Origin of the sequence: Blautia sp. DFI.3.45 (genome assembly GCF_020593505.1) — a bacterium.
Classification (GTDB): domain Bacteria; phylum Bacillota; class Clostridia; order Lachnospirales; family Lachnospiraceae; genus Blautia_A; species Blautia_A wexlerae.
Window position 1 is genome coordinate 26,675 of record NZ_JAJDMI010000013.1, and the last position, 22,446, is coordinate 49,120.

Consider the following 22,446-nt stretch of genomic DNA (forward strand, 5'->3'; position numbering starts at 1 on the left):
TTGACAAATAACTGACCAGATGTAATAATACCACTCAGAGATAGTATTTGGACTCAAAACTATACTCTGGCTGAAATCACTGGAATCTTATATAAAAGCAGCCAGCCGGAATCCGGGAACGGGAACGGAGGGATGTATGTAATTTTAAAAGATACGAGCCGGTATTTATGATACAAAAAATCAGATTTCCAATAATCTATGGAATAGTAAAACGTATTTTATGTATCAGAAACAGGACTCAATATACAGGGAATCAATCAGAAGCGTTTCAGGGTCAAAGTGTATCCTGATGCGCTTTTTTTGCAGATCATAAAGGTATATTTCCTTTTTATGGTGCTGCTTGACTCTGATTTTTCCCGCAGGAAAGGACTATATAAGATGACAATAGAAATGTTAAAAGGAAAAATCCACAGAGCAACTGTTATCCAGGCTGAACTGGATTATGTGGGAAGCATTACTGTGGATGAAGAACTGCTGGAAGCTGCCGGAATACTGGAATATGAGAAAGTTCAGATTGTAGATGTGAACAATGGCAGTCGATTCGAGACATACACAATCTGCGGAAAACGCGGAAGCGGTATGATCTGTCTGAACGGAGCAGCAGCAAGATGTGTAAGCACAGGTGACAAGATTATCATCATGGCTTACGCAGGATATGAGCCTGAAGAGGCACGCACTCATAAGCCTGCAGTTGTATTTGTAGATGAAGAGAATAAGATCAGCAGAGTGACCAATTATGAGAAACATGGTCTGCTGAAAGACATGGCCTGAAAACGTTGATATCAGATTAGAGGCTGTCATAAGATGAAAGTGAATTCAGAAAAGAGGCTATCTCAAAATCTATGATACCGGTCCATTGACCGAGAAAGAGGCGATAACAATGCAGGTAACAAAAACAGTAGAAGAAACAAGAAAACAGATCAAAGCATGGAAAAAAGAAGGTAAAACTATAGGTCTTGTTCCAACAATGGGATTTCTTCATGAGGGACATGCAAGTCTGATCAAAAAATGCAGAGAACAGAACGACATTGTAGTTGTGTCTGACTTTGTCAATCCAACACAGTTTGGTCCGACAGAGGATCTTGAGGCATATCCAAGAGATTTCGAACGCGACAGCAAACTCTGTGAAAGTCTTGGCGCAGACCTGATCTTCTGCCCTGAACCTTCTGAAATGTATCATGATCCCCATGCATTTGTAAGTATCGATACATTATCTGAGACACTTTGTGGAAAAACACGTCCTATCCATTTCAAGGGTGTGTGCACAGTTGTAACCAAGCTGTTCCATATTGTAGCCCCGGACAGAGCATATTTCGGACAGAAGGATGCTCAGCAGCTGGCTATCATCCGCAAAATGGTCCAGGATCTGAATTTTGATATAGAAATCGTAGGCTGCCCGATTGTCCGTGAAGAGGACGGACTGGCAAAATCCTCCAGAAATACATATTTAAGCGATGAAGAGAGAAAGGCTGCTCTCTGTCTGTCCAGATCCGTAAAACTCGGACAGGAAATCATTCACGCAGGCATTTCCGCAGAAGAACTTCTCGGCAAAATGCGTGCAGTGATCGAGGCAGAGCCTCTGGCAAAAATCGATTACGTTTCCATGGTAGATGCACTTACCATGCAGCCTGTGGAAAAAGCTGATCATAATGTTCTCGTAGCAATGGCTGTCTATATTGGCAAAACAAGACTGATCGATAACTTCAGCTACGAGGTATAATATATGGAAAATATTTTAAAGAAAATAGGAAAAATCAGCAGTTTTGCATCCAGATATATTGGAATCATCATCATTGCCTTTTCATGCCTTGCCTTTTTCTGGAGGGATGGATTTGCATGGATGACAAATTATACATCTGTTTTTCTGGGCGTGATCATGTTTGGTATGGGACTGACAATACGTCTGGAAGACTTCCGGGCAATTTTTTCCAGACCAAAGGAAGTGATCATTGGCGCAGTTGCACAGTATACGATCATGCCAGTCGTAGCCTGGGTATTGTGTAAAATTATGAATCTTCCCGCAGATCTGGCTCTGGGTGTGATTCTTGTGGGATGCTGTCCTGGTGGAACAGCCAGCAATGTGATTACCTATATTGCAGGCGGTGATGTTGCACTTTCAGTAGGAATGACCATCGTTTCCACTCTGGCTGCTCCTGTTATGACTCCATTTCTTGTGTACATTCTGGCAGGTGCCTGGGTGGAAGTATCCTTCTGGGCAATGGTACTTTCTGTTGTAAAAGTAATTCTGGTTCCTGTACTTCTTGGAATCCTTCTCCGTACACTTGCAGGAGATCATGTAGATAAAGTTTCAGATGTTATGCCATTGATCTCTGTTGTAGCCATTGTTATGATCATTGGCGGAATCGTGGCAATTAATGCAGAGAAAATCTTAAGCTGCGGAGTTCTGGTCCTTGGCGTTGTTGCGATCCACAATTTCTGTGGTATGATGCTTGGGCTCCTTGCAGCAAAAATTTTCCATGTAGAATATACACGGGCAACAGCTATAGCTATTGAAGTGGGCATGCAAAACAGCGGACTGGCAGTTTCTCTGGCAGCAGCTAACTTTGTAGCCAATCCACTGGCAACTCTTCCAGGTGCTATTTTCAGTGTATGGCATAATATTGCAGGCTCCATCTTTGCAGGAATCCGCCGTTCCGGCGTAGAAAACCGGACACGCACAGGTGAAAATGGTGTGTCAGCAGCATAAATAACAAGGGAACGTAGAAAACAAAAAATCCCCGGAATCCTTGGCTTAACAGTGATAAGAAACTAATTTGCTTATCTACTGCCAGCTAACGGATTCCGGGGCAAAAATAACTACTTGAATTTTTTTGCTTTTATGACATCTATAATTATCCCTTTGTTTTTTATAAGCTTTATTCGCCAACTCTCAATTTCTCAGCATTTTGAACGGAATATCCCATATCATAGGCTTTTTTGAAAACACTTTGATTTCTGACTAATCCGGCATCCATCACGTTTGCTGCATATATCTTTCCTGCAATCTTGTATTCTTCCAGATGTTCTACAAAACCATCCAGATCACCAAGCGGTCTTTCAATGATGTCCTCGCCCAGACCAGCCGATATAATATAGTAAACTTCTTTTTTACCAAGATGCTGCCAGATAGGATAAGTGCGGTCAATAAAGGTCTTCATCTGGGCACTGATTCCATAAAAATAAACCGGAGTAGCCAGTACAAGTACATCTGCTTTCCGAAACATTCCGAGTATTTCAGCCATGTCATCTTTTAATACACAGGTACCGCCATTTCTCATACAGCCGTCGCAGGCTCTGTACCATGTTCACCTGATGTCCTTTTGCTTCTGCACCTTTTTTGAACTGCTCACAGCTAAACAGTTCTCTGACTGTATTTTCATATACCACACATTTCTCTGCCTTCTTAATCTTTTTGGCATATTTTTTACTGTTAGTAAAGAATGTCATGGTTCGACCCTATGAAGTACGGCCCTATAAAGTATAGATATTTATCTACAATCTCCCAGTAGCCGCTCTTAGGCGAACCATTCTTCTTAATGACAGCTATGGCTTACGCATCCATGCTCGCCACATGTATGTCCTTCCCCGTGGTTGTGCTCGTGATGAGAACACTTCACATTTGGATTATACGCAAGTGTTTCATTGATAAAGGCTTCTACCGCTTCATCTGCATCTCCGGAAACTCCTCCGAAAAGCTTAATACCGGCTGCCGCTAAAGCTGTCTGTGCGCCCCCTCCGATTCCGCCACAGATCAAAACATCTGCATTCAATGCATTAAGAACTCCTGCCAATGCGCCATGTCCGCTTCCGTTGGTATCTACTACCTCTGAATGTACCACTTTCCCTTCTTCTACATCATAAATCTTAAATGTTTCTGTGTGTCCAAAGTGCTGGAAAATCTGTCCGTTTTCATATGTTACTGCTATTCTCATAATACCTTCTCCTTTTTCCACTGCATATTTTTGATAAAGCTCCTGCTTGTAACATCCTCCAAGGTTGCAGTCGCTACTTTGACCATCGCAGATTCTGAAATCCCCGCCCTCAATTCTAAGCGGATGTCCATCAATAAGTGCATCTGCTATTTTCTTCCTGGCAATCTCGTAAATTCGTTGAACTGTTGTTCTTGCGATCTGCATAGATACTGCACACTGCTCCTGACTGTAACCTTTCTTGTCCAAAAGACGAATTGTTTCATACTCATCTACCGTCAGAATAATGGGGGCTTTTTTCTCCGTATCATCTGCCGGAAGAAATTCTAAAACATTGGGAAAATGGCAGACTTTTCTGCATTTTATTGGTCTTGGCATAAACTGCTCCTTTCTTGTTATAATATAATAGTTCTATAAAGGGCATATGTCAATAACATTTTTGACATATGCCTTTTTAACCAAATCAAGTAAGTCCCCTGCTTCAATTGCGAAGAGCAAACGGGCATCGGAGAGACTTCTGGAAAGCAGTACGAAATATCTTGAAGAGAAGCTGAAACTCACAGTCAACAGAGAGAAGCTTAATGAGATACTGACTGGTTATCTCCATTACTATGGCATCACTGACAATTCAGAGAGAATTACAGCATTTCGTTATAATGTTATGAAAAGCTACAATTTTAAATATCAGGGGAAATCGAGGTCTCTTATCTTCAAATATTCCACAAGCTTAAAAGACATTCTCAACAGAAACTCTGTCATGGGATCGTTTAAATCGGCTTTACCTATTTCAATGATTTTTTCCATTCGATAAGCCAGCGAATTCCTGTGAATACACAAAATGTTAGCTGTTTCCTTATTGTTATGGAAACACTGTAGATATACCTCAAGTGTATGGTAAAGTTCATTTCCCGTTCTCTGGTCATATTTATTCAGTCTGTAAAGGGCAGGGTGGATATAATCTGCAAGTTTTTCTGGTTCTTTGATCTTGTTCATCATTTCGTAGAACTCAATTTCAGAATACCGATGAATTTGATGCTCCATCGGATACCTTTGATCCCATGATATTTCCTTCTTAAGGTTATCAGGGATTCTGTGATTCCATTCAAGAACTGTCCGCGCCTGCTGATAAGCTCTGTAAAATTCATCCATTTTTGAAAAAACCAGGGAGATTCCTACATCCAGATGATACTCTGCCATCGTTTTAAGCATTATTTTTTGAGTATCTACAAATATAACAGAACTCTGATCTGGTACAAGAAGGACTAGTGCATTGTCGTGGACAGTCATATATGCTTCCGGAAAGATATGTCGGATCACAGGATAAAGCTGCTGCTTTAATTTATTTTCCTTCAAAATGTCTTCGGTTGGATACAAAGTGCATACATTGCATCAGATACTCGAAGATGAGAAATGGAATCTGCCAATATATCAGCCGGAGTTCCAATCAGCAGGGCTTCAAGAAGCTGCTGGTCCGCACTGGTGTACTGAAACAGTTCAGGATGATAATGTCCAACTACAGAGCTGATTGCCCGGCTTACATCACTCATAGCTGCTAAGTGTTCTGCGGTAAAAGGGATATTGTTTTCTATCATCAGAACAAAACCAACCTGAACACCGTTTAAAAACACTTTCGAACTACATTTACGATATGGTGATTCCGGGCAAGATACTTCAACAGCCTCAATGCTGGCTGAAGCCCCCTGGACAGCTTCCAATGACATTACATTTTTAATGAAATCGTATGTACAATATCCACGTTCAATATTCTTTTTCCATAATTTATCCGTAACCGGAATTGATGTAGAATATGACAGGATACGGAATTTCTTGTCACAAAATACCAAGGAATATCCTAATTTGATGGATGCAGAGTTAATCACTTCATCCAGGCTATGGGAAGAGTGGCCTTTTTGAACCAGTTCTTCATATAAACTAACCTGTTCATGTGTCTGAAGAAACTGTTTTGCTGCATTAAAAACTGCAAAAAGCTCTTTTGCCTGTACTGTTGCACGATCCGTACAGGAATAAGGAAAAAGATAGTTTTCTCCACGAACAAGGACACATTGAGAAGGCTGCATATCAGGAGACAAAACATTGGGATAACCAAAATAGACAATATCTGTGGCGTATCTTGTTTGAGTGCCATCCAGCAGCTCTACATCTCGTATTTCATGAAGATCAGTAGAACAATTTAGTATTATGTTAAAATTTTTTTCATTTTTTAAATAATCAATAAGATCGGAAAACAGCATTTTCATACTCCTCTTTACAATTCTTTGTGCATAATGTACAGTGTTTTGCTGATTATTATTAATTATAGTGCATTGTGCATAAATATACAATGTCTTTTTTATATTTATGCCGTTGTTTTTTTAACAAAGAAAATGTTATTTTTAAGCCATAATAATCAAGAGACGCAAGTAAAGGAGGGTGTACATGTATCAGGAAATTTTTAAACAGGGAAAAATTGGAAATATTACACTTAAAAACCGACTTGTAATGTCACCGATGGGTACAAGCCTGGCGGAGATGGATGGGTCTCCATCGGAAGACATGATTGCATTCTATAAGGCACGTGCAATTGGTGGCGCAGCGCTTATTATTCCGGAGATTGCAAGGGTAAACGATCTGCATGGTGCAGGGATGATGCGTCAGCTGTCTGTTTCAAAAGACAGACATATCGAAGGTCTTGCAAAGCTTGCAGAAACAGTACATAAATATGGGACAAAGATATTCATCCAGCTGCATCACCCTGGACGTGAAACAGTAACTGCTCTTACAGGCGGCCCGGTAGTATCTGCTTCAGCAATACCGTGCAAATATCTTCAGCAGGAAACAAGGGCTCTTTCAACAGAAGAAGTAAAAGCTTTGATCCAACAGTTTATCTCAGGTGCTGTACGAGTAAAAAAAGCGGGTTGCGATGGAGTAGAGCTTCATGCGGCTCATGGGTATCTATTACAACAGTTTCTTTCCCCTTACACAAATAAACGCGAAGATGAGTATGGTGGTTCCTTTGAAAACAGGCTTCGTATGATCACTGAGATCATAAATGGAATCCGCGTACAGTGTGGACCGGACTTTCCAATCGGTGTCCGTTTAAGCGTGGAAGAATTTCTGGATAAGACAGGAGTAACAGAGGATTATATCCATATCCAGGATGGAGTTAAGATTGCAATGGCGCTTGAGAAATGCGGGATTGATTTTATTGATGTGTCTGTTGGTTTATACGAAACAGGAAGTGTATGTGTAGAGCCGATCTCCTTCCCCCAGGGTTGGAGAAAAGATCTGATCAAGGCCGTAAAAGATCACGTTTCTATTCCAGTGATAGGAGTTTCCTGCATACGTGAACCACAGGTAGCTGAGAGTTTTCTGGAAGGAGGTATTGTTGATTTTGTCTCCATGGGAAGAAGCTGGCTCGCAGACGAACAGTGGGGACTCAAGGTATTTGAAGGAAGAGAGAATGAAATTTGTAAATGTATCAATTGTCTGCGCTGCTTTGAGAGCCTGAATGCATGGATGGGCGCGGGTATTCCGGCGGAATGTGCAGTTAATCCACGTGCATGCCGCGAACGTCTTTATGGAAATGCAGAATATGACACTCAGGAACATAAGGTAGTAGTTGTTGGTGGCGGTCCATGTGGTATGATCGCTGCTAAAACACTTGCTGAACGCGGCATGAAGGTAACACTGGTTGACCGCCAGAGTGAGCTTGGAGGTACGATAAACCTTGCAAAGAAGCCTCCTTTCAAAGAACGTATGGGCTGGATTGCCGATTATTATAATGTTGAATTTGAGAAACTTGGAGTTGAATTAAAACTTGATATGGAAGCGACTGCGGATAAAATTGCAGAAATGAATCCGGACGCGGTGCTTGTAGCAACAGGTTCTAAATCTGTCATTCCAGGATCTATTCCCGGAATAACCGGAGAAAATGTATATACAATCGAAGATATTCTTTCCGGAAAAGCCGGACTGAAGAATAAAAAAGTAATGATCATCGGAGCAGGTGTTACGGGACTTGAAACAGCAGAATATCTCTGTCACGAAGGAAATACTGTTGTACTTGCGGATATGCTTGACAAAGTTGCTCCTAATGCAAATCATACAAATGTTGCAGATGTATGTGGAAGATTGAAAGAATACAATGCCCAGTTCATGATGGCACATGCCCTTAAAGAGATCAAAAAAGATGGAGTTGTTCTTGAAAGACTGAACGATAAGATAAATGTGGAAGTCGCTGCAGATGCTGTTGTTCTTTCACTTGGTTTCCGTCCGGACAACCATCTTGTTGAAGAATTAAAAGAAAAAGGAATCCATGCTCAGGCTATCGGAAATGCTGTGAAAGACGGTACGATTGCTCCTGCATCCAGAAGTGGTTTTGAAGCAGCAAGAAAATTGTTTAAGACATCTGTCAAAACTCCAAGCTTTATCACCGCTCCGGAGGAAATGCCTAATTTCGGTAAGATCTCTCTTATGAAAAATCAGGAGGGAATATATCTTGCATACCTCACCGATCCTGCGGCGGTTGCAAAGGTTCTGCCTGCACCGTTAAAACCATTTTCCGTGCCTGTAGTTACGGTATCTGTGTGCCATGTTAAGGAGCCTACCTTTGCTGATGATTATTATGAAGCAATCCTTGGTGTTTACTGTACATATGGAACACAGCTTGGATTATATCCAATAGGGCTTGTACTTGGGGGAACTGGTGCAGAAATGGCAGTTCAGTGTGGACGTGACAATGGATCAATTCCAAAGAAACTGGGATCTGAATTTGTAATCCGTCGAAACAATGATCATGTGACCGCTCAAGTCTGCCGTCGTGGTACTGAACTTGTAAATATTGATCTCAAGATTGGTGAATATAATAACGCAATGACCGGAATGCTGTATCAGTTCCCAGAAGCCGGTAAAAAGACATATGGCGGTGGTTTCTACTTCCACCTTGACCGCGAACCGGATAAAGAAGGAAAATCACATTTCCAGAATGGTGCTCTGCTTCAGAATCTCTGTGAATACAATTACCATTCATGGGAGCCTGGTTTTGCAGCGATTAAATTACAATCGTCCATTGATGATCCATGGGGAGAACTTCCAATCAGAACAGTCATTGGAGGTGCGTATTCCTCAAATGATCTGATGGTTCATAAACTGAATTTATGTGAAGAGATTGACGCAGATGTTCTGGCACCGTATCTGCTTACCGCACGGTATGACAGAACAGCATTCATGGAAACAGGAAGAAGATAAGGAGGGCATTGCCATGAAGTTTGAAAACAAAGTAGCAATCATTACTGGTTCAACAAGAGGAATCGGAAGAGCAACCGCAGAACTCTTTGCAAAAGAAGGAGCAAAAGTCATAGTTGTTGGAACAAAGGAAGAACTGGGAGAAAGCTGTGTGAATGAAATCAAGGCAGCCGGAGGAGAAGCAATTTTCTGTAAAACAGACGTGACATCTGATGAAAGTCTTGATAACCTGGTTAAAACAGCTCTGGACACCTACGGAAAAATTGACATTCTCGTAAATAATGCAGGAGTAGGCGGAACAACTGCCACTATGGATCAGATTACAATGGATGAATGGAACACCGTTCTTGCAACAAATCTCACAGCACCATTTGTTCTTTGCAAGAAAATAATCCCTATTATGGAAAAACAAGGGGCTGGAACCATCGTCAATGTAGCTTCCATGGCAGCAACCGCAGCAGGCCGCGGAGGGCTTGCTTACACTTCTGCCAAACATGGCCTTCTTGGACTCACCCGTCAGATGTCATTGGATCATGGACGTACAGGAGTGCGTATAAATGCTGTTCTTCCAGGACCGATTGCAACAGATATGATTGCACGTGTGCTTGCAATTCCACAGCATCCGGTAACAATGAAGATTGGAATGAGTCCGGCAAAACGTCCTGGAGAACCTATCGAAGTAGCACAGGCTATTGCATTCCTTGCATCAGACGAAGCTAGTTTCATCCATGGAGCAGCTTTGGCTGTAGATGGCGGATATACGATATTTTAAAAATAATTGATATGCATTAGAAAAAGGAGTCATTTGGACTCCTTTTTTCAGTACGTAGGATCCTTAACTTCCAAAAATGAGTAGCCCTAACGAAAATAAAATTAAAAAAAGCCCGTATTTCTGCGGAAATTATTGCAAAAATACGGGTTTTGCTGTATAATAAATTTAGGGCTATATGAGCCTAAATAAAGGAGGCGAATATGTACCTGAAATCAAGAGTAAAAATACCAGATGTACATGGAAAATTGATCCGATTAAGAAGAGGGGATATCACATATATTAAGTATGAGTATGATCGCTATTATAATCCGGAGAAAAAATATACCTATCCACAGAGAGCAACTATAGGCAAGGTGTGTGCGGATGATGACACTATGATGATTCCTAACGAAGCCTTTCTGAAATACTTTCCAGATGCAGTTTTATCAGGTATGGAAGACCGAACAGAGCGCAGCAGCTGTCTGCGGGTTGGTACATATGCTGCAATACATAAGATAGTATCGGATTATTCGTTAGATAAGATGCTTGGACAGTTCTTCTCTAAGCGGGATATGGCATTACTGCTCGACCTTGCCTCTTACTCTATTGTAGAAGAAAGCGATGTAGCACAGCATTATCCGGATTACGCATACAATCATCCACTGTATAGTTCTGGTATGAAGATCTATAGTGATGCGTCAGCAAGTGATTTCTTTAAGAGCATCACTAAGGATAAGAGCACAGGCTTTCTGAATGAATGGAATGCAAAGAGGAATCGAAGGGAGCGTATTTATATTTCCTATGATTCTACGAATAAGAACTGCCAGGCCGGAGAGATTGAACTGGCTGAATTCGGTCATGCCAAGGCAGATATCGGTTCAGCTATCATCAACTATTCGGTTGGATATGATCTTAAAAATAAAGAACCGCTCTTTTACGAAGCTTATCCTGGAAGTATTAACGACGTATCACAGCTTAGGGCCATGCTTGGCAGGATCACTGGGTATGGCTATAAAAAAATCGGTTTCATTTTGGACAGGGGATATTTCAGCCGTGGAAATATACGCTATTTAGACGAATGTGGTTATAGTTTTGTGATCATGGCTAAAGGCATGTCTTCTTTCATAAGTGATTTGATCTTAGAGAACAAAGGAACGTTCGAAAATAAGCGCTCCTGTGATATGAACGCTTATGGTGTGTATGGAAAAACAGTACAAAAGACTTTATTTGAAGGTGATGAAAAAAAGAGATACATTCATATTTATCACAGTATTTCAAAAGATGCTGATGAACGGGAGAGTTTTGAAAACGCACTGAGAGAGCGGATAACTTTGCTGATGTCGCATCAGAATGAAACAGTAGAGTTCGGTTCAGCTTACGAAAAATACTTTTATCTTCACTACGATAAAGATGGCGTGTTTTTATATTCGGAAGAAAAAACAACCGTGACAGAACGGGAAATATCATTATGCGGATACTTTGTTATTATCACATCCGAAAGGATGACAGCAAAGGAAGCACTGCATCTTTATAAGGGCCGTGATGTATCTGAGAAACTTTTTGCCTCTGATAAATCATTCTTTGGAAACAAGAGCATGCGTTCGCATACAAACGAAGGCGTTGAAGGACGGATTTTCACACAATTTATCGCACTGATAATCCGAAACAAAATTTATACTGCATTACAGGAAGAGAACGAAAAACTTGAGAAGAAACAGAATTATATGACAGTTCCGGCAGCAATCAGGGAACTTGAGAAGATTGAAATGACACGCCAGACGGATAATATATACCGGCTGGATCATGCTGTAACAGCAAAGCAGAAAGTAATATTGAAAGCCTTTGGATTGGATGCGAATAGTATAAAATACTTTGCATCGGAGCTGAGTAAGGAACTGAAAAAATCAGAATAAGGAAGGAAAATAAAGATGGCAAGAACAAGAAAAACAAGTAAGGAAGCATTAGAAGAAAAGATTGAAAAAGCAGAGGTTGATGTGATCGCAGCAAAGAAAAAGTATGATCAGGCAACAGCAAATCTGAAAGAACTGTTAGGAAAGTGAGAATCAGTTATATGGAAAAAAATTACATCTGGCAGGGAGAGTATGGAAAAAGATCACACCTGAAAGCATTATTTAAAGAATTACTAAAAGAACAGGATTCATCTTCGTTGGAAATGCTAGCAATTTTTGTGAATAATAATCCATATAATTTTGAATTTTATATCGCGGTAGTTTATGATATCCCCAAAGAAGAACACGTAGAAAAGATGATAGGATTATTTGAAAATGCCGGGTTGGTTCTGAGAAATGATCTTACTTTTTTCATGTTTATGAATTCGATGAAAGATAGAAGATTTAATTCATGTGCTTTTCTGGGAGAACAGGATATTGACTTAAAATTCGAAAATATGTTTGGTTTTGTGGAGATTGAAGATTTGAAGAAAAAGGGATATTATATGCAGCCATTTGGAAAAGAAAAACAGGTCTTTATCAGCCATTCTTCGAAGGATAAAAAGGATGTGGAAATGATAATTCCCTATTTAAATGGACAAGATCTACCAGTTTGGTTTGACAAATATAGTATTCCTGTCGGTGCATCAATTACGGAGCAGGTACAAAGGGGAATTGAAGAGTCTGATATGGTGATTTTCTGGGTGACAGACAATTTCTTGAATTCAAATTGGTGTCAGATGGAGATGAAAGCATATATTAGCAGAATGATACAGGAAAATATTCGAATATGTATTGTAATGGACGATGATATAGAAATTAAGAAACTTCCTTTATTTTTACGAGATATAAAACATATTCGAAGAGATCACCGATCGGTCATAGAAGTAGCGGAAGAGATTGCAGGAATTATCAAACATATGTAAAGATATATACATAAATAATGCTGGCATTCATCAACGATTTGTTTGCTGTTTTTCTCGATAATGTCGTGAATCAATGTTGCGAAGCTGTTTCCCTCCGTGCGGTAACGAACAAGATACTGTTTTGTAACGGGAAACATTTTTATGTAATGTAGTCCGTGACGATTTTTTGGTCTTGTCTGCGGACGAGGAGGCAGAGCAAAGTACTGATCTTTGGGTGCCGATGCGGGAATGTTTGAACGAATGGGAACAGCAAAGTCATAGCAGGCATCCTTGTATTTTAAACGGACAACTAGAACATAAGGTCTGGTTGATTTCTGTAGTACCTCTGAATCGCCGGTGTATTTGAGCAACAGCGCATTATTTATTGTAACGAGTTTCATGACTGGTTTTCCTTCCTAAAAAAGAAGAGCCTGCCTTTCGGCAAGCCCTTCCTACACGTAAGCGATATTCTACGCTTTGCAGCACCCCGTCGCTTGCGGAAGCTAAACATACACGTTCATCATATTCTAGCCGTGATGACCGACAAGCCATTAACTCACTTATAGTATACTCAATAATCGCCGCAAATGCAACGGGTTCAAAAGATAATTTTTAGGATAATAAGCGGGAAGGTTACTGTTCAGAGGTATGCATAAGTCATTGTAAAAAATGACGAAATTTATTTTTTTATTTTGTGGATAACCATTCGCGGCAGGAAAAACTGTGTTTATAGTTTTTCCTGCTGTTCTTTTTGTCAAAAGTTATACACTAGATTCTGGTTTTGGGAACCCATTCTTGAAGCTTCAAGGTCTGCATGAATACTTTTTTTATTATAAAACAGCTATTTATCCACAGTCAGATTGACGAAAAGGTACTTTCTGGTGATTCGCTTTTTTTCTATGTTTCTGTTATACTTTTTCTCAAGAAAGAGAGGTTCACTTCTGACGTTTCTTGCAATTGTATTTGGTTCTACTGTTTTTACGAGGACTCCGGGGATCAGGCAGTATCAGCTAGAGATATTCTGGTCATGGAAGGAAATCCTGGGGATTGGTACATGTGGCAGACTGGGAAGTACTACGGGAGATGGTTTACTGCAGGAGAATCTGTTGAATATTCTGCTACTTTTTCCGGCAGGGATTTTATTGCCGGGGTTGACAGGCAGAAAACTGAAATGGTGGATGGGATTGCTTGTGGGAATTGCGGTATCATCTGCTATCGAGATTAGTCAGCTGCTGCTTTGCAGAGGGTTGTTTGAGTTTGACGATATTATTCATAATAGTTTGGGATGTATGCTGGGGTGTTTGTTGGGGAATAGGATGTTAAGGTTGGTGCATGGAAAGTAAAGGGCAGGACCAGATGAAAAAACTGACAAGTCATCTTGAATTGCGATTTCAGGAAGGTCACGTTCAAAACTTAACAGTTTTTGTGAAGCATTTTGAAAACCGTCCCTGCTATCAGCAGGGGCGGCTTTCATTTGTGCGCCTATTTATTGTTTTCGCTGACATGAAGATAGTTCATAAGCGCAACCTGAAAAATTTTGGAACAATTGACTCCGTTCACAGCAATGTCTTTTTGACGTAAAATTGTTTATAACAGTAAAAATGTTTAACAAAATCTGTTAAAATGCTATAATGTAGATATGAAAAAGATAATCTTGAGAAAATCCATAATGTATGATAAAAGGATTACTATAAACTGGTACTGTGAAAATACGACAGAAGAGGAGTAAAAAGATGTTATATATAGGAAATCACACAAGCTCATCCCGGGGATATCTTGCAATGGGGAAGCAGATGCTGGCAAATGGCGGCAACACATTTGCATTTTTTACCAGAAATCCAAGAGGAGGGAAAGCCAAAGACATTGATCCGCAGGATGTGCAGGCATTTGGGCAGCTGGCAGAGGAGAATCATTTTGGAAAGCTGGTGGCTCATGCGCCTTACACTATGAACTGCTGCGCTGCCAAAGAAAACCTCAGGGATTTTGCCAGAGAAATCATGGCAGATGATCTGAGACGTCTGGAAATGACACCGGGAAATTATTACAATTTTCATCCGGGCAGTCACGTAGGACAGGGTGCAGAAGTAGGAATCAGTAAAATTGCAGAAATTCTCAATGAAGTGCTGACAAAAGATCAGAGTACGATTGTACTTCTGGAAACTATGTCAGGAAAGGGCACAGAAGTAGGAAGAAATTTCGAAGAACTTCGTCAGATCATTGACAGGGTGGAGTTAAAAGATAAATTAGGTGTTTGTCTGGATACCTGTCATGTCTGGGATGGTGGATATGATATTGTAAACGATCTTGACAGCGTATTTGAAGAATTTGACCGAATAATAGGTCTGGACAGACTAAAAGCCATCCATTTAAATGACAGCATGAATCCCCTTGGCAGCCATAAGGACCGCCATGCCAGAATCGGAGAAGGTGAAATAGGACTGGAGGCACTTGTCCGCGTGATCAATCATCCTGCTACAGAGGGAATTCCGTTTATTCTGGAGACACCAAATGATGATGAGGGATGGACTCATGAAATTGCGTTGTTCAGAAATGAGTATAAACAGAAATGAGTATAAATATATCTGTCCGAATCAGGAAGATAAATTGGGGCGTGCTGACAAGTTGTAAGTGCAAATCGAAAGAGTAGGAGTGAGATCAAAAGGAAGGAATGCAGGAAAGATCAGAGATGCAGCAAAGACAAGGATATCAGGCAGTAGAGAAGCTGAGAGAAACACTGGACGAGAAGTATCTGTGGGAGGTTATTTTACTCTATGCAGGTGAGAGTTTCAAAACCTATACAGGGCTTCCGTTCACTTATGAAGTAAGAAAGGGTCGGAATGGAGACTACACAAGGGAGTTGTGGATCGACCGTAGGGAGAACAGTAAGAGTCTGGCGTTAAGTTCAGTGCTGCTGGCATTGAGAAACATAAAGAAGGTGGGAACTGTGGTTGACAGACCCAAAGCTCTGGGCGACATCCGCGGAGTGAGTTATATCTATGGAATGTTCTACCGCTTTGGGCTGATCGATGTGCCGGATACAGCCAGGCAGAAGATGAAGTTCACAGGATATATTTTTTAGGAGGAAAGAGACTAAAGAGATTAATTTTCAGCCTCATTGTGTGGATTCTACAAAACCGGAAAATCTGATCAGCTATACTAATATTGAGGTGGATGGGATCGTCACATTCCGCGGAAACAGTTTTCGCGATGCTCCTTCCCATGGTTATGCAGATATGACTGATTTCAGGCTGGACAAACTGTGGTCTGCAGATACAGGTTCTCTTTCTTCGGGCAGCGCAGTCTGGACAGGAAGTGGCTGGACAGGACAGCCGCTTATGATGAAATGGCCCAAAGAAGTTAAAGCACATATGAATATGACAGAGAAAGCAAAGGCAGATGATGAACTGGTTGAGGTGATTTATGCCTGTATGGATGGTTATGTGTATTTTCTGGATTTGAGAACGGGAGAAAAGACGCGTGACCCATTATATCTGGGATATACTTTTAAGGGTGCGGGTGCCCTTGATCCGAGAGGATATCCGATTATGTATGTTGGCGCCGGATATAACAGTAACGAAGGAACTGCAAAGGTATTTGTAGTAAACTTGCTGGATTGTAGTGTTATGTATACTTTTGGAGACAATGATGAGTTTTCACTCAGAGGAAGTCTAAGCTTTTTTGACGGATCAGCACTTGTGGATGCAGAGACAGATACCCTGATCTATCCGGGAGAGAACGGAATTCTGTATCTGATCAGGCTGAATACAAAATATGATCTGAACAGTGGGACTTTATCCATTGATCCGGGCAGAACTGTAAAATGGCGCTACTATGGAACAAGAAGCAGTACAGAGTCTTTCTGGCTTGGAATGGAAGACAGTGCGGCAATCTATAAAGGCTATATATTTATGACCGATAATGGGGGAAATCTTATGTGTCTGGATCTGAACACTCTTCAGCTGGTATGGGTTCAGGATACATTGGATGATTCTAATTCAACGCCTGTTCTGGAAATCGAAAAAGGACATCTGTATCTGTATGTAAGTACTTCCTTCCGCCTTGGATGGAGAAGTTATGACACAGCCACTGTCCCTGTCTGGAAGATTGATGCAGAAACCGGTGAGATCGTGTGGCATACAGATTATGAATGTACTACTGATGACGGTGTTTCCGGTGGAGTTCAGTCTACGATTGCCTGTGGAAAGAACAGTCTTGCCGATTATATATATGTGACAGTGGCAAAGACCTCTGACAATGCATCCGGAGTTCTTGCCTGTCTGAGAAAATCTGACGGATCTAAAGCATGGGAGGATTCTTCCTCATATGCTTGGTCTTCTCCGGTGTGCGTTTATAACAAAGACGGATCAGGAAAGGTTCTTTATTGCAACAGTACAGGTGATATCCGCCTTCTTGATGGTAAAACAGGTAAACAGGAAGATGTATTATCTGTCAGCGAGGGCGTGATAGAGGCTTCCCCGGCTGTCTACGATAACTATGCGGTTGTAGGCACCAGGGACTGTAAAATATGGGGAATCAGACTGCAGTAAATAGCAATATTTATTTGCTTTCTCCCATTCTTTATTAACTTGCTATTTATCGCACTAAATGGTAAAATTTAAATATCTTACAGTTTTACGACACAATATTTTGAAAAAACTGAAAACAGAGGAGAGGAAGCGATGGAAGAGAGAAATAACAGACTGCTGAATGCGAAGCTGAACAAGTATATTGTTCCGGGGATTATGATGTCTCTGGCGCTTCAGCTGGGAAATATCGTAGATACGATATTTGTAAGTAATCTGATCGGGGTGGAGGCAATGTCTGCAGTTACCCTGAGCCTGCCTGTGGAGACAATCGTTCAGCTGACAGGATACTGCCTTGGTATCGGCGGTTCCATAGCAGTGGGAAACATGCTTGGCAAACGAGACAAAGAAGGGGCATCGAAATTGTTTTCTGCCACATTTATAGTAACACTTGTGGTGGGAATCATTTTTTCAATCTGCGCCCTTCCTGCAGCAGAACCTGTTGCCAGACTTCTGGTATCAGGTGACGGTGTCCTGACCGGTTATACCAGAGATTACATACGTGTAAGTATGCTGGGGGCACCGGTGATCGGAATTGGACTGATGATGGTCAATTACCTTGGTGTGGAGAATCATCCGGAGCTGGCGTCAGCCTACCTTATCGCAGCCAATGTGATCAATCTTGTGCTGGACTATATATTCCTCAGATATACTCCGCTGGGAATTACAGGTGCATCCTTATCAACTGTTCTTGGTTTCCTGTTTGCAATGGGAATTTTTGTGCTTTATATCCGCTCTGATAAGCGAAACCTCCACCTGATCCTGCTAAAGCCGGGCGAACTTGGAATCACAAAGGAAGCAATCATCACAGGCGTGCCAATGCTGATCTTTATGGCAGCTAATTTTGTAAAGGCGCTTGGACTGAATACCATTATCATGAACCAGCTGGGCGAGGAAGGTATGGCAGTATTTACTGTCTGTGACAATGTGCTGCTGATCGTCGAGATGCTTACAGGCGGAATCATCGGTGTGATCCCCAATGTGGCAGGAATCCTTTTTGGAGAGAAGGACTACGTGGGAATCCGGGTTCTCTGTAAAAAGATGCTGAAATACAGTTACATCCTGCTGGCTGTGATCTTTGTCTTTATTATGCTGTTTACCGAGGAAATCACTGTCATGTTCGGAAGCGGCGGTGGCGAGCTGGGCAGTCATATGGTCCAGGCGCTGCGCATCTTTGCTTTGTGTGTGGCACCTTATCTGTGGAATAAGTTTATTATCAGCTATTACGAGTCCATTGAGGAGACAGCCATTGCAAGTTTTGCCACATTTCTGGAGAATGCGGTGGTAGTTCTGCCTGCAACCCTGGTGGGAATCCTTGTATGGAAACAGATTGACGGGATCGGTATCGACGGAATTGCAGCAGGATTTGTTGCCACTGAGATCATAACTGCAGTTGCAGCCTGTATTTTCAGAAAAATCAGGCATAAGAATACAAGCTTTTATATTGTTCCTGACAAAAATCCGGGGATTAATCTGGATTTTTCCATTAAGAGTACCATGGAGGAAGCACAAACGGTTCATAAGAGGATCATAGAGTTCTGCCAGGAACAGGGAGCTTCTAAAAGCAAGGCAAATCTTGCCGCAGTGTGTGCGGAGGAAATGACTGTAAATATTATACGATTCGGGGGAAAAACCTCCAACTGGATCGACATTAACCTCTGTCTGGAGGATGATCTCTGCAGACTGAGGATCAGAGATAACGGTGTAAATTTCAACCCTCTGGAATATCAGTATGACAGTGAAGACTTTGATATACATGGGATTGAACTTGTCAAGAAGGTATCAAAATCCATGGATTATATTCGTGCGATTGATATGAATAATACCATAATATCTTTTTAGGAGGTACATGAAAATGAAAAATATTAATGAAAGGAACAATTTTGTTTTTGAGTTTCGGCCGGTAACAGAATTGTTCGAGGAACAGGTGAAGCTTCATCCAGAGAAATGTGCAGTTGTCTCCGGCAAAGAGAGCTTCACCTATGCACAGCTCAACGAACGGGCCAACAGGATTGCCAATGCACTTGTGGAAAAAGATGTCAGACGGGAGACCATCGTAGGTGTGGTTCTTGAGAGATGCTGTGATTTCTATGCAGTGCGGCAGGGTATCCTGAAGGCAGGAGGCGCATTTGCAGTTGCCACACCGGATTATCCTGATGACAGGATCCGATATATTTTTGAGGACTCAGGAGCTCCCTTTATTATCACAACAAAGGAAATCGCAGAGGAGCGCAGAGAGCTGTTTGCGAAGCTTCCCTGCACAGTACTTCTGATCGAGGAACTTCTGGAGAATGAGAATACAGAGAATCCTCAGGTAAAGATCGGGGAGCATGATCTTTGTTATTGTATCTATACTTCCGGTTCCACAGGCAAGCCCAAAGGTGTGCTGATCGAACATATCAACCTTGCTAATTTTGTAAATCCGGATCCGAAAAATGCGGAAACTTATGGTTATGTAAGCAGAGGAAGTGTATCTCTTTCCATGGCAGCCATGACCTTTGATGTGTCTGTTCTGGAGGAATTTCTGCCACTTACCAACGGGATGACTGCGGTGATCGCCTCTGATGAGGAGATTCTGAATCCTCTTATGCTGGGTGAGCTGATTGTCAGAAATAAAGTGGATATTATGACCACAACTCCTACTTACCTGTCCAATATGATCGATCTGCCCCAGCTTGAAAAAGCAGTTTCTCAGATTAAGGTGTTTGATGTAGGTGCAGAGGCTTTTCCTCCGGCTCTGTATGACAAGATTCGCAGAGTAAACCCGGATGCTTATATTATGAATGGTTATGGACCTACGGAAACTACCATCAGCTGTACCATGAAGGTAATTACGGACAGCAGAAACATTACCATTGGTACGCCTAACGGTAATGTGAAGGTATATATTGTAGATAAAGAGAATAAGATCCTTCCGGACGGAGAGACCGGAGAGCTTGTGATCGCAGGACTGGGTGTTGGCAGAGGTTATATGAATCTGCCGGATAAAACAGAGGCTGTATTCATTGATCTTAACGGAGAGAGAGCTTATAAGACCGGTGACCTTGCAAGGATCAGCCCTGAGGGTGAGATTGAATTTTTCGGAAGAATAGACAATCAGATCAAGCTTCGCGGTCTGAGGATTGAGCTTGGTGAGATCGAGGAAGTGATCAATTCCTATGAGGGAATCATTACCAGCATTACTCTGCCTGTAGATAACAAATTCCTCTGCTGCTATTTTATGGCTGACCGCCAGATCAATACAGAGGAGCTTTCTGCCTATGCATCAGAGTCCCTGGCTCATTATATGGTTCCTGAGGTTTTTGTCCAACTGGAAAAGATGCCTGTGACACAGAATGGCAAAATTGATAAGAAAGCACTGCCAAAGCCGGTTGCACAGCCAAAGAATCTGAAAGAACCCCAGACTCCTATGCAGAAGAAGATTTTTGAAATCGTTGCAGACGTTGTGGAGAATGATTTTTTTGGAACTGACACAAGTTTTTACAGGGCGGGGCTGTCTTCTATCAGTGCCATGAAGCTTTGTATTCTGATCTCAGAGGAATTCGGAGTGACTGTGAAAACTAGTGATATCCACGAAAACAATACGGTGGAGAAACTGGAAAAATATGTGATGCTTGCACCGAAGATCAGAACCTATGAAAAGAGAGAAGTTTACCCTCTTACCGGCTCCCAGAAGGGTATTTTTGCAGAGTGCATGAAGAATCCTGAGAGTACGGTATACAATATTCCGTTCCTGTTTGAACTGGAAAGCTCTGTTGACGTTCAGAAGCTGTCAGATGCCATTTCTCAGATGATCGCTGCACATCCGTATCTGCTGACAAAGGTTTATTTAAGTGACAGCGGAGAGATGGTGCAGAAGCCTTGTGAGGAAGCCTTTGTACCAGAGGTGGTCCAGATCACAAATGAGCAGTTTGAAAAGATAAAAGATGAGCTGGTGCGTCCCTTTAAGCTGGAAAAGGGACGGCTGTTCCGGGCGGGGATTTATGTGACAGAAGACAGGAAATATCTTTTTACAGATTTCCACCATATTCTGGCAGATGGTAATTCCTATGATATTATTTTTGAGGATATCGATCGAGCCTATCTGGGTGAGAAATTGGAGAAAGAATCCTACACAGGCTTTGATGCTGCCCTTGATGAAGAACAGCAGATGAAAGAGGGAAAATATAAGAAGGCCGAGAAATATTATGACAGTATTTTCGAGGGAATTGAGACAGAATCCCTGCCTCTTCCTGACTGCTCAGGAAAGACTCCTGAGAGAGGATATCTGTCGATGCCTGTGGACACCGGAGAGTCTCTGGTACTTTCTGCCTGCGAGAAGCTGGGGGTTACTCCAAACATTCTGTTTACAGGTGTATTCGGCATTCTCATGAGCAGATATTCCAATTCCGAGGAGAGTCTTTTTGCAACTATTTATAATGGAAGAAATGATTCCAGACTGGAGAATACAGTCTGCATGCTTGTAAAGACTCTGCCGGTTTACTGTTCCTGTGATCCGAAAGTTACCATACAGGCCTATATGACAGAGCTCTCTGAGCAGATTCTGTCTTCCATGGCAAATGATATTTTTCCGTTCTCTGATATCTGTGCAAAGTACGGGATTAATTCTGATCTGGTATTTGCATATCAGGCAGAGCTTGGGGATGATTTTCCGATCGGTGATACCGTTGCCAGGGGCCATGACCTTTCTCCGGATATGTCAAAGATGCCTCTGTTGATCCAGGTAAGAGAATACGATCATAAATATGTGCTTACTGCAGAATACCGCAGTGACATGTACAGTGAAGCCTTTGTACGTGGAATGCTGGAATCCTATGAGGCAGCTATGGATTCCCTGCTGAAAGCAAAATATATTTCGGAAGTTTCTGTTCTTTCCCAAAATGGAGCGGACACAATTGCGGAATTTAATAATACTGCCTGCGAATATGACAGAAGTAAGACCATCGCTGATATGTTTGAGGAGCTGGTACAGACCATTCCTGACCATACGGCTGTGGTATTTAAGGATAAAAAATAGTAGAATTTTTTTCTCTCGCACAAGATAGATTTAAGTCGGTTGAGGGATTAGAAAACGCCGGAAACCCG

20 protein-coding genes are annotated in these 22,446 nt (G+C 41.7%); 15 read left to right on the top strand and 5 right to left on the bottom strand.

Annotated elements, in window-relative coordinates; genetic code table 11:
* The first annotated feature begins 378 nt into the window (after nt 1-378).
* The 3 genes from panD to LJE09_RS06685 all read left to right on the top strand — a co-directional run bounded on the left by panD (nt 379) and on the right by LJE09_RS06685 (nt 2,707).
* On the top strand, nt 379-771 hold the full coding sequence (gene panD, locus LJE09_RS06675; protein ID WP_008704365.1) for an aspartate 1-decarboxylase: 393 nt from the start codon (nt 379-381) through the stop codon (nt 769-771).
* 109 nt (nt 772-880) lie between these two features.
* Nucleotides 881-1,720, top strand: coding sequence for a pantoate--beta-alanine ligase (gene panC, locus LJE09_RS06680; RefSeq protein ID WP_117845821.1), 840 nt, complete (start codon nt 881-883; stop codon nt 1,718-1,720).
* Nucleotides 1,721-1,723: 3 nt separating this feature from the next.
* Entirely contained in the window at nt 1,724-2,707 is a 984-nt protein-coding gene (locus LJE09_RS06685) for a bile acid:sodium symporter family protein (RefSeq protein WP_055152343.1), read from the top strand.
* A gap of 169 nt (nt 2,708-2,876) precedes the next feature.
* Here LJE09_RS06685 and LJE09_RS06690 read toward each other — a convergent pair whose 3' ends face one another.
* The 5 genes from LJE09_RS06690 to LJE09_RS06710 all read right to left on the bottom strand — a co-directional run bounded on the left by LJE09_RS06690 (nt 2,877) and on the right by LJE09_RS06710 (nt 6,181).
* Nucleotides 2,877-3,242, bottom strand: coding sequence for a flavodoxin family protein (locus LJE09_RS06690; RefSeq protein ID WP_242859432.1), 366 nt, complete (start codon nt 3,240-3,242; stop codon nt 2,877-2,879).
* A 1-nt stretch (nt 3,243) separates the two neighbouring features.
* Nucleotides 3,244-3,447, bottom strand: coding sequence for a hypothetical protein (locus LJE09_RS06695; RefSeq protein WP_226839703.1), 204 nt, complete (start codon nt 3,445-3,447; stop codon nt 3,244-3,246).
* A gap of 86 nt (nt 3,448-3,533) precedes the next feature.
* The gene (locus tag LJE09_RS06700) at nt 3,534-4,307 is read right to left on the bottom strand and encodes a NifB/NifX family molybdenum-iron cluster-binding protein (RefSeq protein ID WP_025580427.1); all 774 of its coding nucleotides are present in this window, start codon (nt 4,305-4,307) and stop codon (nt 3,534-3,536) included.
* Nucleotides 4,308-4,613: 306 nt separating this feature from the next.
* Nucleotides 4,614-5,282, bottom strand: a complete 669-nt coding sequence (locus LJE09_RS06705; protein ID WP_227311069.1) for a PucR family transcriptional regulator — start codon at nt 5,280-5,282, stop codon at nt 4,614-4,616.
* Nucleotides 5,279-6,181, bottom strand: coding sequence for a hypothetical protein (locus LJE09_RS06710; protein ID WP_227311071.1), 903 nt, complete (start codon nt 6,179-6,181; stop codon nt 5,279-5,281). Before LJE09_RS06710 ends, LJE09_RS06705 begins: the two co-directional genes overlap by 4 nt.
* A gap of 184 nt (nt 6,182-6,365) precedes the next feature.
* Between LJE09_RS06710 and LJE09_RS06715 the strand changes: the two genes are divergently transcribed.
* The 12 genes from LJE09_RS06715 to LJE09_RS06765 all read left to right on the top strand — a co-directional run bounded on the left by LJE09_RS06715 (nt 6,366) and on the right by LJE09_RS06765 (nt 22,378).
* Nucleotides 6,366-9,176 carry an oxidoreductase gene (locus LJE09_RS06715; RefSeq protein ID WP_227311072.1) on the top strand — a complete coding sequence of 937 codons (2,811 nt, stop codon included), beginning with the start codon at nt 6,366-6,368 and terminating at the stop codon, nt 9,174-9,176.
* A 13-nt stretch (nt 9,177-9,189) separates the two neighbouring features.
* Nucleotides 9,190-9,945 carry an SDR family NAD(P)-dependent oxidoreductase gene (locus tag LJE09_RS06720; protein ID WP_227311073.1) on the top strand — a complete coding sequence of 252 codons (756 nt, stop codon included), beginning with the start codon at nt 9,190-9,192 and terminating at the stop codon, nt 9,943-9,945.
* Nucleotides 9,946-10,145: 200 nt separating this feature from the next.
* Nucleotides 10,146-11,837 (top strand): IS1634 family transposase, encoded by a 1,692-nt coding sequence (locus LJE09_RS06725; protein ID WP_227311074.1) that lies wholly within the window; start codon nt 10,146-10,148, stop codon nt 11,835-11,837.
* Between the two features lie 15 nt (nt 11,838-11,852).
* Nucleotides 11,853-11,984, top strand: coding sequence for a hypothetical protein (locus LJE09_RS17925; RefSeq protein ID WP_008704358.1), 132 nt, complete (start codon nt 11,853-11,855; stop codon nt 11,982-11,984).
* A gap of 11 nt (nt 11,985-11,995) precedes the next feature.
* A complete protein-coding gene (locus LJE09_RS06730; RefSeq protein ID WP_227311075.1) occupies nt 11,996-12,799 on the top strand; it encodes a toll/interleukin-1 receptor domain-containing protein in 804 nt (267 codons plus the stop codon).
* Nucleotides 12,800-13,677: 878 nt separating this feature from the next.
* On the top strand, nt 13,678-14,121 hold the full coding sequence (locus LJE09_RS06735; RefSeq protein ID WP_227311084.1) for a VanZ family protein: 444 nt from the start codon (nt 13,678-13,680) through the stop codon (nt 14,119-14,121).
* 13 nt (nt 14,122-14,134) lie between these two features.
* Nucleotides 14,135-14,359, top strand: coding sequence for a hypothetical protein (locus tag LJE09_RS06740; RefSeq protein WP_227311076.1), 225 nt, complete (start codon nt 14,135-14,137; stop codon nt 14,357-14,359).
* Between the two features lie 152 nt (nt 14,360-14,511).
* Nucleotides 14,512-15,348: a deoxyribonuclease IV gene (locus tag LJE09_RS06745; RefSeq protein WP_118633142.1), complete on the top strand. Its 837-nt coding sequence runs from the start codon at nt 14,512-14,514 to the stop codon at nt 15,346-15,348.
* Between the two features lie 116 nt (nt 15,349-15,464).
* Entirely contained in the window at nt 15,465-15,857 is a 393-nt protein-coding gene (locus tag LJE09_RS06750; protein WP_227194671.1) for a hypothetical protein, read from the top strand.
* A 40-nt stretch (nt 15,858-15,897) separates the two neighbouring features.
* Entirely contained in the window at nt 15,898-17,325 is a 1,428-nt protein-coding gene (locus LJE09_RS06755; protein WP_227194672.1) for an outer membrane protein assembly factor BamB family protein, read from the top strand.
* A gap of 132 nt (nt 17,326-17,457) precedes the next feature.
* The gene (locus tag LJE09_RS06760; RefSeq protein WP_008704346.1) at nt 17,458-19,203 is read left to right on the top strand and encodes an MATE family efflux transporter; all 1,746 of its coding nucleotides are present in this window, start codon (nt 17,458-17,460) and stop codon (nt 19,201-19,203) included.
* 13 nt (nt 19,204-19,216) lie between these two features.
* Complete coding sequence (locus tag LJE09_RS06765) at nt 19,217-22,378, top strand: non-ribosomal peptide synthetase (RefSeq protein ID WP_227311077.1); 3,162 nt, start codon at nt 19,217-19,219, stop codon at nt 22,376-22,378.
* The last annotated feature ends 68 nt before the right edge of the window (nt 22,379-22,446 follow it).

Bases quoted from the DNA above. Each gene is read 5' to 3' on its own strand.
- panD (WP_008704365.1), top strand. From the start codon at position 379: ATGACAATAGAAATGTTAAAAGGAAAAATCCACAGAGCAACTGTTATC.
- LJE09_RS06745 (WP_118633142.1), top strand. From the start codon at position 14,512: ATGTTATATATAGGAAATCACACAAGCTCATCCCGGGGATATCTTGCA.
- LJE09_RS06750 (WP_227194671.1), top strand. From the start codon at position 15,465: ATGCAGCAAAGACAAGGATATCAGGCAGTAGAGAAGCTGAGAGAAACA.
- LJE09_RS06740 (WP_227311076.1), top strand. From the start codon at position 14,135: ATGAAAAAACTGACAAGTCATCTTGAATTGCGATTTCAGGAAGGTCAC.
- LJE09_RS06695 (WP_226839703.1), bottom strand. From the start codon at position 3,447: ATGACATTCTTTACTAACAGTAAAAAATATGCCAAAAAGATTAAGAAG.
- LJE09_RS06735 (WP_227311084.1), top strand. From the start codon at position 13,678: ATGTTTCTGTTATACTTTTTCTCAAGAAAGAGAGGTTCACTTCTGACG.
- LJE09_RS06730 (WP_227311075.1), top strand. From the start codon at position 11,996: ATGGAAAAAAATTACATCTGGCAGGGAGAGTATGGAAAAAGATCACAC.
- LJE09_RS06720 (WP_227311073.1), top strand. From the start codon at position 9,190: ATGAAGTTTGAAAACAAAGTAGCAATCATTACTGGTTCAACAAGAGGA.
- LJE09_RS06700 (WP_025580427.1), bottom strand. From the start codon at position 4,307: ATGCCAAGACCAATAAAATGCAGAAAAGTCTGCCATTTTCCCAATGTT.
- LJE09_RS06710 (WP_227311071.1), bottom strand. From the start codon at position 6,181: ATGCTGTTTTCCGATCTTATTGATTATTTAAAAAATGAAAAAAATTTT.
- LJE09_RS17925 (WP_008704358.1), top strand. From the start codon at position 11,853: ATGGCAAGAACAAGAAAAACAAGTAAGGAAGCATTAGAAGAAAAGATT.
- LJE09_RS06690 (WP_242859432.1), bottom strand. From the start codon at position 3,242: ATGGCTGAAATACTCGGAATGTTTCGGAAAGCAGATGTACTTGTACTG.
- LJE09_RS06685 (WP_055152343.1), top strand. From the start codon at position 1,724: ATGGAAAATATTTTAAAGAAAATAGGAAAAATCAGCAGTTTTGCATCC.
- LJE09_RS06715 (WP_227311072.1), top strand. From the start codon at position 6,366: ATGTATCAGGAAATTTTTAAACAGGGAAAAATTGGAAATATTACACTT.
- panC (WP_117845821.1), top strand. From the start codon at position 881: ATGCAGGTAACAAAAACAGTAGAAGAAACAAGAAAACAGATCAAAGCA.
- LJE09_RS06725 (WP_227311074.1), top strand. From the start codon at position 10,146: ATGTACCTGAAATCAAGAGTAAAAATACCAGATGTACATGGAAAATTG.
- LJE09_RS06760 (WP_008704346.1), top strand. From the start codon at position 17,458: ATGGAAGAGAGAAATAACAGACTGCTGAATGCGAAGCTGAACAAGTAT.
- LJE09_RS06765 (WP_227311077.1), top strand. From the start codon at position 19,217: ATGAAAAATATTAATGAAAGGAACAATTTTGTTTTTGAGTTTCGGCCG.